The organism is Rhizobium sp. SG_E_25_P2 (assembly GCF_029892285.1).
Taxonomy (GTDB): Bacteria; Pseudomonadota; Alphaproteobacteria; order Rhizobiales; family Rhizobiaceae; genus Rhizobium_E.
On record NZ_JARXVM010000010.1, the window covers coordinates 166,203 to 178,631 of the forward strand.

Consider the following 12,429-nt stretch of genomic DNA (forward strand, 5'->3'; position numbering starts at 1 on the left):
TCAGAGATCCACTGGATGTTCCGCCACCGAGGCGGTCTGTTCCTCGCGCCAGGTGTCGAGCCGATCGGCCAGTTCGTCGTCATGCAGAGCGAGAACGGCGGCGGCGAGCAGGGCGGCGTTGACCGCGCCGGCGCGGCCGATCGCCAGTGTTCCCACGGGAATGCCGGCCGGCATCTGCACGATCGACAGCAAGCTGTCCTGTCCGGACAACGCCTTGGATTGCACGGGCACGCCAAACACCGGCAGGGGCGTCATGGCGGCGGCCATGCCAGGCAGATGGGCCGCTCCGCCGGCGCCGGCTATGATGATCTTGAAGCCTTCGTCGCGGGCGGTCTTGGCGAAATTCACCAGTCGGTCCGGCGTGCGATGGGCGGAAATGATGCGCGCTTCATAGGGAATTTCGAGCGCATCGAGCGTGTCAGCTGCATTTTTCATGGTCTCCCAGTCGGACTGGCTTCCCATGATGATGGCGACGGGCGGCTTGGAGAGCGTCATGAACAGGCTTTCGTCAGGCGATGATGTCGGGAATGATCTGGTCTTCGACCTGGCTCAGCTTGTCCTTGATCACCAGCTTTTTCTTTTTCATGCGCTGGATCCGGAGCGCGTCGCAGCCGGTCGCGATCATCGCATTGATGGCCACGTCGTAGTCCTCGTGCTCCTGCCGCAGTCTCGCCGCATTCAATCTAAGCTCAGCCTGCTCCTGATCGGCCATTCGGTCACGTCCCCATTCTCTTATCTTCAGCGGCAAGCGCTAGCATTCCCGCCACTTGGCAGATTTCGCTCCTAACACGAATCATCCGGTAACGGGAAGTTTTCCTTTCCGATGAAATGGGCTTCGACAAACAGGGGATTACGTGGCAGACTCCTTGTGTTGCAGCCTGAAACATCCGGCGGAGGATGGCCGGGTGTGGGCCGAACCAAAAGGAAACTGCCCATGACAATAGAAGCTCATATTCAGACGCTCGAAAAAAAGCATGGAGCCCTTGAAGCCGAACTACATTCCGCAATGCTGCATCCCGCCACAGGCGATACGACCATCAGCAAGATCAAAAGAGAAAAGCTGAAAATCAAAGACGAGATCGAACGGCTGCGTAAAAACACGCGCCATTGATTCGACCATCCCCCCACACTTTGAAGGGTCGCCTTCCCGTTTCCGCAAATCCGTATCGCGTCAATTCGGGAGCCGCGCAAGGCGGCCCATTCCAGCACGGGGCGCGCCTGCGCTCTCGTCGCCAGAAGGTCATGTGGACCAGAACTGATCCAGCCAGAATCCGATTTTCTGGAAGCCCTGCGGGTTGATCGCGTAAATCCGTTTCGTTCCCTGGCTCTCGACCGTCACCATGTGGCAATCCAGCAAGGCCTTGAGATGTTGTGACACCGCCGGCCGACTGACCGGCAGAAGCGCTGCCAGTTCATTGACCGTGCGCGGAGCTCTCCGCAGTTCCTCGAGAAGGAAGCGGCGATTGGAATCTGAAATTGCTGCGAATGGATCTGCGCTCATTGGCGAAAAGCTAAGCCAGAGTTTCAGGTCTCACAAGTCTTTTTTGTGCGTTGCATCTAAAATTTCTGCATTGCATTCAAAGACTAGCGAGAGCGGACAACACCGCTGCGCCGCCATCGTAGCAAAGTTTCAGCCCGGCGATCACCAGCATGGCGTACATGAAGGGGTAGAAGACCTCGACGCGCATGCGTCGCACGATGGCCCCGCCAGCAAGCGTCGCCAGCGGCGCGAGTGGAAACAGGCTGGCCGAGATGGCGAGATTGGTGAAATCCAGCTGGCCCAGCGCCTGATAGGGCGCGAGCTTGATGAGGTTGACGATGGCGAAGAAGCGCACTGCGGCGCCTGTATAGTCGCGCGGCGGTAGCTTGAGCGGCAGTCCATAGACCTGGAAAGGCGCGCCGCCGGCATGGGCCACGAAACTGCCATAGCCCGAGAGCGTTCCCCAGAATCCGGCGCGGCGCCAGTCATGTGGTCGCGGCGGCGTCTCCTCATGCCGGCGCGGACCATAGCGGTTGAGGAAGAAACGCGCTGCGAAAGTGACCGCGATCACGCCGATGATCAGCCGCATGACGTAGGAGGGCACAATCGCCCAGGTCGCCCAGCCGATGGCTATTCCCAGCAGCGCGCCTGGCAGCATAATCTTCACGAGGCCGGGGGCATTGTGCTTGCGCCACATCCACAGCGAGGCGATGTCCATCACGATCAGGATCGGCAAGAGGATGGCGGCGGCCTGCGCTGGCGGCACGGCCATGGAGAGGATCGGCACGCCCAGAAGGCCGAGCGCGTCGCCCAGGCCGCCCTTGCTCAGTCCCACCAGGAGAACGGCGGGAATGGCGACGAAATAGAAGCTCGCATCCATGGGCATGTTGATCGTTTTCTTTCGCGGGGTTATGGCAGATGCTGAGGCTCACGGCCGCGTCGCGCCGCAAAAGAGCAGAACGAGAACAGGAAGTCCATGTCGACCGTCGAAAACCGCTGCCGCCTCGTCTTGATCGCCCCCGAAATCGCCGACCCGCAGGAGGCGGCCCGCGTCATGGCCGACGCGCTCAAGGGCGGCGACGTCGCCTCCGTGATCATCCCGCAATATGGCCTCGACGACAGCGCTTTCCAGAAGCTTGCCGAGGCCCTGGTTCCTGTCGTGCAGGAGGCTGGCGCCGCAGCGCTGATCGCCGGCGACAGCCGGGTTGCTGGCCGCGTCCGGGCGGATGGCCTGCATATCGAGGCCAACCCGGAGGCCCTCGCCGAGGCTGTCGAGAAGCACGCGCCCAAGATGATCGTCGGCGGCGGCAATGCCCAGGATCGCCACAAGGCGCTCGAAGTCGGGGAGGCGCAGCCGGATTACATCTTCTTCGGCAAGGCGACCGGCGACATCAAGCCGGAAGCGCATCCCAAGAACGTCGCGCTCGGGGAATGGTGGTCCTCCATGGTCGAGATCCCCTGCATCGTCATGGGCGGAACCGATCCCGCCTCGGTGCTGATGATCGCCGATAGCGGAGCGGAATTCGCAGCCCTCAGGCTCGCCGTGTTCGGTGAGCCTGGCCGGGCCGCGCAGATCGTGCAAGAAGTCAATGCGCTTCTTGACGAAAAAGCGCCACGCTTACAGGGTTGAACGGTTCGCATGACAGCGACGAGATTTTTTCTGGCGGGACTTCTGGGACTGGCGGCGCTTCTGGCGGCCGCGCCGGGTGGGCAGGCGGCGTCGTCCGACGTCATGAAGCGCATGCTGGGCGGCGGCGATGAAAGCCGCGCCATGAAGCATGATCGCCTTTCGCCGACCGGCAACGCCCTTGCGCTGCCGACGCTGGACTCGCCGCAGAAAAGCGACATTGCGCCGTCCGGCGGCTTGAACCTGCTTGCGCGGATGGGCGCCGCGCTTCCCGATCTTCCGCCGGAAAAGACGTTTACCGGCAAGGTCGACGAGGCCTATGGCGCCTATCAGCGCGGCTATTATCTTGAAGCGATGGATCTTGCGCTCCCCAAGGCGCAGAAAGGCGAGGCCGCCGCCCAGACGCTGGTCGCCGAACTGCTCAACAATGGTTTCGGGGTGCGCCGCAACTCCAAGGACGCGGTGTTCTGGTACGAACAGGCCGCGCGCGCCGGCGATCCCAACGCCCAATTCAAATACGCCCTGATGCTGATGGACGGCGACCTCGTTGCGCGCGACAAGAAGAAGGCGGATGAATTGATGTGGAAGGCGGCGCGGGGCGGCAATCCGCAGGCGCAGTTCAACGTCGCCCAGATCCTCGTCGCCGCCAAGCCCGGTCCCGAGGGTCTTGCGGAAGCCTTGCCCTGGTACGAGAAGGCCGCCGCAAAGGGCGTGCCGGACGCCGAATATGCGCTGGCGCAGATCTATGTCGCCCTGCCGGTCGAAGCCGGGAAGAAGGCTGCGGCCCGCGACTGGCTGCTGAAGGCCGCGAAATCGGGCTTCGACACAGCGCTGTTTGATCTCGCCGTCTGGAATATCAACGGCGTGGGCGGCGCGCGCGATTATGAAACCGGCTTTCAATGGATGAAGCGCGCCGCCAATCGCGGCCATGTTCTGGCGCAGAACAAGCTCGCCCATCTCTATGTCAACGCCATCGGCACACGGCCTGATCCGGTCGAGGCGGCCAAATGGTATGTGCTGTCGCGGCGGGCCGGGCTCGCCGATCTCGATCTCGAGGATTTCTTCCTCGGCATCGAGGACGAGCAGCAGAAGCAAGCCATTCACCGGGCCAACCAGTTCCGCGCCCGCTGACCGCGCGGTCCGTCTCTTAACCTTGACGACGGCGCGCGGGAGCCATGCGCGACAAGAGGCTTGAAAAAAGCCGGGTTTTGTGGTCTTGAGGCCGCCAATCTCATCGGCGCGCCCCTGGGCCGCAGCCGATTGCTTCTTGCACGGCCCCGTCTGCGGGGCCGCTTCACTTTGAAGGAACTCCCTTATGGCCCGTTCGGCGCTCTTGAATGTGATGGTCCAGGCCGCCCTGAAGGCCGGCAAGTCCCTGTCCCGCGATTTCGGCGAGGTGCAGAACCTGCAGGTGTCGCTGAAAGGCCCAGGCAACTATGTGAGCCAGGCAGACCGCAAGGCCGAAAAGATCGTCCGTGAAGAGCTTCTCAAGGTGCGTCCCACCTATGGCTTCCTCGGCGAGGAGAGCGATGAGATCAAGGGCACCGACGGCTCGCATCGCTGGATCGTCGATCCGCTCGATGGAACCACCAATTTCCTGCACGGCATTCCGCAATTCGCGGTATCCATCGGCCTCGAACGCAATGGCGAAATGGTCGCCGGCGTGATCTATAATCCTGCCAGCGACGAGCTTTTCACGGCTGAGCGCGGCGGCGGCGCCTATGTCAATGACCGTCGCCTGCGTGTGTCGGCCCGCAAGAGCCTGTCGGATTCCGTCATTGGCTGCGGCATGCCGCATCTCGGCCACGGCATGCATGGCCGCTACCTGATCCAGCTTCGCCATGTCATGGGCGAAGCCGCCGGCCTGCGCAGCCTGGGCGCAGCGTCGCTCGACCTCGCCTTCGTGGCGGCCGGCCGCATGGACGGCTTCTGGGAAGAAGGTCTCTCTCCGTGGGATATGGCGGCGGGCATCGTGTTGATCCGCGAAGCCGGCGGCTTTACCTCCGACTTGAATGGCGGAACGGATATCTTCGGCAGCGGCACGATCGTGGCGGGCAACGAGCATATCCACAAAGCGTTGCGCGACGTGGCGAACCGTCCTGTCCCCAAGGCTTAATCTGATCACCTGTCATAAATGATTGCGCGCGCCGTGATCCCGTCCTAGACTTCTCGTCGAAGTTTGGGAGGATTTCATGGATTGCGATGTTTTGGTGATCGGCGGCGGGCTGGCGGGTCTCGTTTCAGCCGTTGAGGCCGCCGATCGGGGGCTAAAGGTCATCGTTCTCGATCAGGAGGGCGAGCAGAATCTGGGCGGTCAGGCTTTCTGGTCGCTCGGCGGCCTGTTCTTCATCGACAGTCCCGAGCAGCGCCGCATGCGCATCCGCGACACATTCGAGCTGGCGCGACAGGACTGGTTCGGCTCCGCCGCCTTCGACCGCGCCGAGGATCTCTGGCCGCGGCTCTGGGCGGAAGCCTATCTCGATTTCGCCAGCGGAGAAAAGCGCGCCTGGCTGCACCAGCAGGGCATGCGCTGGTTCCCCGTCGTCGGCTGGGCGGAACGCGGCGGCGCGCTCGCTGACGGTCACGGCAATTCCGTGCCGCGCTTTCATGTGACCTGGGGTACAGGCCCCGGTGTGCTCGCTCCCTTCGTCCGCCGCGCCCGCGAGCAGGAAAAACAGGGAGGCTTGTCCTTCCGCTTCCGCCATCAGGTCGATAGTCTTGTCGTCGTCAATGGCGTGGTGACAGGCGCGCGCGGCAGCGTGCTGGCTGCCGATCCCGTGCTCAGGGGCGAGAAGAGCAGCCGCGAGGTGGTCGGCGATTTCGAGATCTCGGCGGGCGCGACCATCGTCGCCTCGGGCGGCATCGGCGGCAATCACGATCTCGTCCGGCGCAATTGGCCGGTGGAGCGTCTGGGAGCGCCGCCGCGCTTCATGGTCGCCGGGGTGCCCGCCCATGTCGATGGCCGGATGATCGACATTGCACAGGGGACTGGAGCAAGCGTCATCAATCCCGATCGGATGTGGCATTACACTGAAGGTCTGCGCAACTGGGATCCGATCTGGCCCAATCATGGCATCCGGATCCTGCCAGGCCCGTCGTCGCTATGGTTCGACGCGCTAGGACGCCGGTTTCCGGCTCCCTATATGCCCGGCTTTGACACGCTCGGGACGCTGAAGGCGATTCTCGCCACCGGGCATGATCATTCCTGGTTCATCCTCACCAAGGCGATAATCAAGAAGGAATTCGCGCTGTCGGGCAGCGAGCAGAATCCCGATCTGACCGGCAAGGATATTCCGCTGCTGCTGAAGCGGCTCGGCAAGGAACCGCCCGGACCGGTGCAGGCCTTCATGGACAAGGGCGCGGATTTTGTGGTGCGCGACACTCTCGAGGATCTCGTCGCCGGCATGAACGCGTTGACGGATGCGCCGCTTCTCGACGCTCAGCGCATCCGCCAGCAGATCGAGGCGCGCGACCGCGAGATCGACAACCGGTTCAACAAGGATGCGCAGGTGACCGCCATCCGCGGCGCCCGCGCCTATCTCGGCGACAAGCTTATGCGCACCGCGAAACCGCATCGCATTCTCGATCCCGCCGCCGGACCACTGATCGCGGTGAAGCTCAACATTCTCACCCGCAAGACGCTGGGCGGGCTGCACACCGATCTCAAGGCCCGGGCGCTTGATGCGGACGGCCATGAAATCCCGGGCCTTTATGCGGTGGGTGAGGCCGCCGGCTTCGGCGGTGGCGGCATGCATGGTTATAACGCGCTCGAAGGCACCTTCCTCGGCGGTTGCCTGTTCTCCGGCCGCGTGGCGGGCCGGAGCGTGGGGGCCTGACGGGAGGCCCCCTCGTCGTTTTATTCGCCTGCCGAGACGGCGAGCAACGGCGCGTCGGTGGGCGAATCCTGCTCCACGCCGAATTGCAGCCGGGCGAGGCGTGCGTAAATGCCGCCCAGCGCGGAGAGCGAAGCATGCGTTCCCTCTTCGACCACTCGGCCCTGATCCATCACCAGAATGCGGTCGGCCTTCAGCACGGTGGCGAGCCGATGGGCGATGACGATGGTGGTGCGCCCGGTCATCAGCCCGTCCAGCGCCGTCTGCACCAATTTTTCGCTTTCGGCGTCGAGCGCCGATGTGGCCTCGTCGAGCAGCAGGATCGGCGCGTCGCGCAGGATGGCGCGGGCGATGGCGATCCGCTGGCGCTGGCCGCCTGAGAGCATGACGCCGCGCTCGCCGACTTCGGTGTCATAGCCGTTTTCGAGCCTCAGAATGAATTCCTCGGCCTGCGCCGCGCGCGCGGCGGCTTCTACCTGTGCGCGGCTCGCTTCGGGCGCGCCAAAAGCGATGTTGTCGAAGATCGAGGCGGCGAAAATCGTCACATCTTGCGGCACGATGGCGATGCGGTCGCGCAGTTCGATCGGATCCACCGAGCGGACGTCAACGCCATCGATCAGGATGCGGCCGGCAGTCGGATCGTAATAGCGCAGGATGAGCGAGAAAAGCGTGCTCTTGCCAGCGCCGGAGGGGCCGACCACGGCAACGCGTTCGCCTGGCGCGACCGTCAGGGTCAAGCCCTTGAGCGTAGCTGCGCCCGGTCGGCTGGGATAGGAAAATTCGACATGGTCGAAAGCGACACCGCCGCGCGCCGGGCTCGGCAGGGCCAGCGGTGCGGCGGGAGCCGCGACGCCGGGCGTTTCGGCCAGGATCTCCATCAGTCGCGAGGCGGCGCCGGAGGCTTGCGACAATTCGCTCCAGACTTCCGACAGCGCGCCGAGCGCGCCGGCCGCCATCACCGAATAGAGCAGGAACTGGCTGAGCGTGCCCGGCGTGATCGCGCCAGCCAGCACGCCCTGCGCGCCATACCATAGCACCGCGACCACGCTGCCGAACACCATGGTGATGGCGAAGCCGGTCAGGAAAGCCCGTTGACGGGTGGAAAGCCGCGCGGCCTCGAAAGCCTGTTCGGCGGCGTCTGCGAACCGGTCCCGCGCGATGCCGCCGGCATTGAAGGCCTGCACGGTGCGGATGGCGCCGATGGCTTCGGAGGCATAGGCGGAGGCGCCGGCCAGCCGGTCCTGCGCCTCGCGCGAGCGCTTGCGCACCGAGCGCCCGAAGCCCACCAGCGGAAAGACGATCAGCGGAATGGCGATCAGCACCAGCGCCGACAGTTTCGGGCTGGTGTAGATCATCATGGCCATCGCGCCGAGACAGAGGATCAGGTTGCGCAGCGCGAGTGACGCCGTGGCCCCCACCGCCGATTTGATCTGCACCGTGTCGGCCGTCAGCCGCGAGACGATCTCGCCGGACTGGTTGGCGTCGAAGAAGGAGGGCGACAGCTTGACGATATGGGCGAAGACGTCGCGCCGGAGGTCGGCCACGATACGCTCGCCGATGGTGATGACGAAATAGTAGCGTAGCGCCGAGGCGAGAGCCAGCACCACGGCCAGCCCCATCAGCATCGAGAAATAGGTATTGATGAAGCGGGAATCGGAATGGGTGAAGCCGTTGTCGATCATCCTGCGCACCGCGAGCGGCAGGAGCAGCGTCGTGGTCGCCGCCAGCACGAGCGCGAACAGCGCGCCGGACGCCAGGCCCTTATAGCGACCGATATAGGGCGCTAGACGCGCCAGCGGCTTCAGGCTCGCGCGCGAATTTGTCTCTGTTTTCGGGGGCACCCGACTACTCCGCTTTGTGAGGCCGGCTGGAGGGGATCCTTGGGAGATTCCCGGGCGCAGGCACTTGTTATCCTCAATCGCTTCATGTATAGGCCTCGCCATCAAGCGAAGCCGTGGTCCACAGGCGACTGCGGCTTCATTTATTCGTTTGGCTCGGCAGCCGCAAGTGATGCGGCAAAAGACCACTCTGACGGCAGGACAGTGTCATGAAAGCTCAAATTCATCCCGACTACCACATGATCAAGGTCGTCATGACCGACGGCACCGAATACGAAACCCGTTCGACCTGGGGTTCGGAAGGTCAGGTCATGAACCTCGAAATCGACTCCAAGTCGCATCCGGCCTGGACCGGCGGCAATCAGCAGCTGATGGACCGCGGCGGTCGCGTGTCCAAGTTCAACAAGCGCTTCTCCGGCCTCGGCATCTGATCGACGCTTGAAAGATTTTGCGAAAGAGCCCGGCCTGCCCGGGCTTTTTTGTTGCGTGGTGTTTGGTCCGATCAGGTGGGACGAAGCCTGTTCATTGGTCACTTCTTCTGGCTCAGCGCGTTTTCGATCGCGGGCAGCAGTTCACCGCGCACCGACGCCTCGTCGAACGGGCCGACATGCTTGTAGAGAATGGTTCCGTCCGCGCCGACCAGGAATGATTCCGGAATGCCATAGACGCCCCAGTCGATCGCGGCCGCGCCCTTGGGATCGACCCCAATCGCCGAAAAGGGATTGCCGAGCTCGCCCAGAAAAGCCAGCGCCGCGTCGTTCTTGTCCTTGTAATTGATGCCCACGACATTCAGCCGGTCATCCGTCGCCAGACCGAGAATGACCGGATGCTCCTGCCGGCAGGGCACGCACCAGGACGCCCAGACATTTACCAATGTCAGCTTGCCCCGCACGGCCTCTGATGTCAGCGCCGGAACCGCATTGCCGTTCTTCACCGCGCCTTCAAGCGGCGGGAGAGAAAGCATGGGCGCCGGCTTGCCGATCAGGGCTGATGGGATGATCGAGGTATTGCGCCCCGAGGTCAGCTGCATCAGGAAGACGCCAGCCAGCGCCACAAACAACAACAGCGGCAGAAAGGCCACCAATGCGCGGCGACTCTTGCCGCTTGGCTGCACAGGCGTCTCTGTCACGACGGGTCGCTCCCGGCGGCGGATCTGCGGCGGATGCCTTGTGCTTCCAGGCGCTTGAGATCGGCCTGAAGCTTGCGGCTGTCGAGCCAGGTCGCCGCGATGATCGCCAGCAGCACCAGCGCTGCGGCGCCCCAGGACGCATAGACATAAAATGCATGCGTCATGATGCGCCTCCCGCCTGAGCGGAGCGCGCGGCGTGGCGGCGCATCACGGAGATGCGCCGGCGCCAGATCTCGTTGCGCATGGCCGTCAGATGCAGGGTGAAGAACAGCAAAGTGAAGCCGATCGCCATCACCAGCAGCGGCCGCAGGAATTCGGGATCGATGGTCGGGCCGTCGAGCCGCATCACGCTGGCCGGCTGATGCAGCGTGTTCCACCATTCCACCGAGAATTTGATGATCGGGATGTTCACGAAGCCGACCAGGATCATCACTGCGCTGACGCGGGCGGCGCGGCCGGGATCGTCCATGGCGCGGTTGAAGGCGATCAGGCCGAGATACATCAGAAACAGGATGAAAACCGAGGTCAGTCGGGCGTCCCACACCCACCAGGCGCCCCACATCGGCTTGCCCCAGAGCGAGCCGGTGACCAGCGCCAGAAAGGTGAAGGCGGCGCCGAGCGGCGCTGCGGTCTTGGCCGAGACGTCTGCGAGCGGATGGCGCCAGACCAGCGTGCCCAACGCCGAGGCCGCCATCACCGTATAGCACATCATCGACAGCCAGGCCGAGGGAACATGGATATACATGATCCGCACGGTGTCGCCCTGCTGGTAGTCGCCCTCGGTGGTGAAGCTCAGATAGACGCCCGCGATCAGACAGAGCGCCGAGCTCGCCGCCAGCCAGGGAATGATCCGCGTGGCCAGCGCGATGAAGCGCGTGGGGTTGGCGAGCGCCGTGAGCTTGGAGAGGGTGAGGCTTGTCTCTGTCATGGGCGGAGTCTTACCGTCAAAGCGGGCGGCCCGCAATTGATCCTCGTCAAACCTGGAGCGGAAATGGCCTCACATCTTGGTCATCATTCGGCCGATGCGCGCAGCGCGAAAGCGGCCGCCAAAGGGCCGATCACCGCGAAGAACAGGCTGAGCGCGATCAGCGCCAGAAAGGGCGGCAGGAAGGGGGCAGGGTCCTCGACCGCCGCATAGACGGCGGAGACGCCGAAGATCAGCACCGGGATGGTCAGCGGCAGAACGAGGATCGAGACGATCAGCCCGCCACGCGGCAAGGCCACCGCCACGGCTGCGCCCGCCGCCCCGATAAAGGTGATGGCGGGAGAACCGGCCAACAGCGTCAGGGCGAGCGCCCCCATCGCCGTCTCGTTCATGTTCATGAAGAGGCTGAGGAGCGGCGAGGCCGCGACCAGCGGCAGCACGGCGGAGACCCAATGCGCCAGGCATTTGATCAGCACGATCAGCGTCAGCGGCGTTTCCTGCATCATCAGCAGATCCAGCGACCCGTCATCGCGGTCGACTTGGAACAGCCGGTCCAGACCAAGAAGCGAGGCGAGCAGCGCGCCCACCCAGAGGATGGCAGGCCCGATGCGCGAAAGAAGATTGAGATCGGGGCCGACGCCGAACGGGATCACGGCGACGACGGTCATGAAGAATAATATGCCGATCATCACGCCGCCGCCGGCGCGAAAGCCCAGTCGGAGATCGCGGAGGAAAAGCGCGGTCATGCCGCTTCACCGAGATAGTCGAAGCCGGTCATGACGAGTTGCTGGGCATTTTCCAGGCCGAGCGGTTGATGGGTGGCGGCGATGATCATTCCTCCCTTGTCGAGATGAGTTTTCATCAGGTCGGCGAAAATCTCCTCTGACTGGCTGTCCAGCGCCGCTGTCGGCTCGTCGAGCAGCCAGACCGGCCGCCAGGCGGTCAGGAGTTTGGCCATAGCCATGCGCCGCTGCTGGCCGGCCGAGAGATAGCCGAAGGGGAGGTGCAAAAGGCCGATGAGGCCGAGCGCGTCGGCCGCCTCATCGATCTCCATGCCGGATCCACCGTGGTAATTTCCGAAGAAGGACTTCCAGAATTGGAGATTTTCCTCAACCGTCAGTTCCTTTTTCATGGCGTTGCGATGGCCAAGATAGTGGCAGGCTTCCGCCACGCGGGGCGCGATTGCTCCGGATTCGAGCGTGAGCGTCACCTCACCCTCTTCTAAGGGGAGAAGCCCCGCGATGGTGCGAATCAGTGTGGACTTGCCGGAGCCGTTCTTCCCTTTCAAAATAAGGCTCTCGCCTGAGGTCAATTCAAAAGAAACAGCTGAAAAAAGTCTTTCACCGCCACGGTTTGCCGCGATTTCGCGGGCTTCCAAACGCATTCTTCACCTCTCCGGCACTTTCTTCTGCGACGCAAAAAAACTTCAGCTTAGACCTTCGTCAGTATGGAACCTTGTTTAGAAATTATCTATAACGTCCGCAATCGCGCCAGCAGCCGGCGTGAAGGTCATCCTTGCGCCGAACCAAGAGTTGAAAAACAATTCTTCGTGCGGACAGCGGAAATGGTTGCACCCGCATCCCATCATGCGCCTTCG

General features: G+C 63.3%; 16 protein-coding genes. 6 read left to right on the forward strand and 10 right to left on the reverse strand.

What is annotated here, in order from left to right; genetic code table 11:
* Both purE and M2360_RS15510 read right to left on the reverse strand, forming a co-directional pair.
* Entirely contained in the window at positions 1-495 is a 495-nt protein-coding gene (purE, locus tag M2360_RS15505) for a 5-(carboxyamino)imidazole ribonucleotide mutase (RefSeq protein WP_280776164.1), read from the reverse strand.
* A gap of 13 nt (positions 496-508) precedes the next feature.
* Positions 509-712, reverse strand: coding sequence for a DUF465 domain-containing protein (locus tag M2360_RS15510; protein WP_182828100.1), 204 nt, complete (start codon positions 710-712; stop codon positions 509-511).
* A gap of 222 nt (positions 713-934) precedes the next feature.
* Here M2360_RS15510 and M2360_RS15515 point away from each other — a divergent pair, with 222 nt between their 5' ends.
* Positions 935-1,111: a DUF465 domain-containing protein gene (locus tag M2360_RS15515; RefSeq protein ID WP_280776165.1), complete on the forward strand. Its 177-nt coding sequence runs from the start codon at positions 935-937 to the stop codon at positions 1,109-1,111.
* 129 nt (positions 1,112-1,240) lie between these two features.
* Here M2360_RS15515 and M2360_RS15520 read toward each other — a convergent pair whose 3' ends face one another.
* Positions 1,241-1,501: a metalloregulator ArsR/SmtB family transcription factor gene (locus tag M2360_RS15520; RefSeq protein ID WP_137157211.1), complete on the reverse strand. Its 261-nt coding sequence runs from the start codon at positions 1,499-1,501 to the stop codon at positions 1,241-1,243.
* A 76-nt stretch (positions 1,502-1,577) separates the two neighbouring features.
* Positions 1,578-2,366 (reverse strand): sulfite exporter TauE/SafE family protein, encoded by a 789-nt coding sequence (locus M2360_RS15525; RefSeq protein WP_280776166.1) that lies wholly within the window; start codon positions 2,364-2,366, stop codon positions 1,578-1,580.
* Between the two features lie 90 nt (positions 2,367-2,456).
* Between M2360_RS15525 and M2360_RS15530 the strand changes: the two genes are divergently transcribed.
* The 4 genes from M2360_RS15530 (at position 2,457) to M2360_RS15545 (ending at position 6,943) form a co-directional block, all read left to right on the forward strand.
* A complete protein-coding gene (locus M2360_RS15530) occupies positions 2,457-3,110 on the forward strand; it encodes a thiamine phosphate synthase (RefSeq protein WP_280776167.1) in 654 nt (217 codons plus the stop codon).
* Positions 3,111-3,119: 9 nt separating this feature from the next.
* Positions 3,120-4,238 (forward strand): tetratricopeptide repeat protein, encoded by a 1,119-nt coding sequence (locus M2360_RS15535; RefSeq protein ID WP_280776168.1) that lies wholly within the window; start codon positions 3,120-3,122, stop codon positions 4,236-4,238.
* Positions 4,239-4,422: 184 nt separating this feature from the next.
* On the forward strand, positions 4,423-5,223 hold the full coding sequence (locus M2360_RS15540) for an inositol monophosphatase family protein (RefSeq protein WP_280776169.1): 801 nt from the start codon (positions 4,423-4,425) through the stop codon (positions 5,221-5,223).
* A 76-nt stretch (positions 5,224-5,299) separates the two neighbouring features.
* Entirely contained in the window at positions 5,300-6,943 is a 1,644-nt protein-coding gene (locus M2360_RS15545) for an FAD-binding dehydrogenase (protein WP_280776170.1), read from the forward strand.
* A gap of 20 nt (positions 6,944-6,963) precedes the next feature.
* On the opposite strand, the gene M2360_RS15550 is transcribed toward M2360_RS15545, so the two are convergent.
* On the reverse strand, positions 6,964-8,781 hold the full coding sequence (locus tag M2360_RS15550) for an ABC transporter transmembrane domain-containing protein (RefSeq protein ID WP_280776171.1): 1,818 nt from the start codon (positions 8,779-8,781) through the stop codon (positions 6,964-6,966).
* A gap of 206 nt (positions 8,782-8,987) precedes the next feature.
* Here M2360_RS15550 and rpmE point away from each other — a divergent pair, with 206 nt between their 5' ends.
* On the forward strand, positions 8,988-9,209 hold the full coding sequence (rpmE, locus tag M2360_RS15555) for a 50S ribosomal protein L31 (protein ID WP_280776172.1): 222 nt from the start codon (positions 8,988-8,990) through the stop codon (positions 9,207-9,209).
* 98 nt (positions 9,210-9,307) lie between these two features.
* Here rpmE and M2360_RS15560 read toward each other — a convergent pair whose 3' ends face one another.
* From M2360_RS15560 to ccmA, 5 genes are all read right to left on the reverse strand, one after another.
* Positions 9,308-9,907: a DsbE family thiol:disulfide interchange protein gene (locus tag M2360_RS15560; RefSeq protein WP_280776173.1), complete on the reverse strand. Its 600-nt coding sequence runs from the start codon at positions 9,905-9,907 to the stop codon at positions 9,308-9,310.
* Positions 9,904-10,071, reverse strand: a complete 168-nt coding sequence (gene ccmD / locus M2360_RS15565; protein ID WP_280776174.1) for a heme exporter protein CcmD — start codon at positions 10,069-10,071, stop codon at positions 9,904-9,906. Before ccmD ends, M2360_RS15560 begins: the two co-directional genes overlap by 4 nt.
* Positions 10,068-10,835, reverse strand: a complete 768-nt coding sequence (locus tag M2360_RS15570; protein WP_280776175.1) for a heme ABC transporter permease — start codon at positions 10,833-10,835, stop codon at positions 10,068-10,070. Before M2360_RS15570 ends, ccmD begins: the two co-directional genes overlap by 4 nt.
* Before the next feature lie 83 nt (positions 10,836-10,918).
* Positions 10,919-11,578 carry a heme exporter protein CcmB gene (gene ccmB, locus M2360_RS15575; protein WP_280776176.1) on the reverse strand — a complete coding sequence of 220 codons (660 nt, stop codon included), beginning with the start codon at positions 11,576-11,578 and terminating at the stop codon, positions 10,919-10,921.
* Complete coding sequence (gene ccmA, locus M2360_RS15580) at positions 11,575-12,216, reverse strand: heme ABC exporter ATP-binding protein CcmA (protein WP_280776177.1); 642 nt, start codon at positions 12,214-12,216, stop codon at positions 11,575-11,577. The genes ccmB and ccmA overlap by 4 nt, the downstream gene beginning before the upstream one ends.
* Between the last annotated feature and the right edge of the window lie 213 nt (positions 12,217-12,429).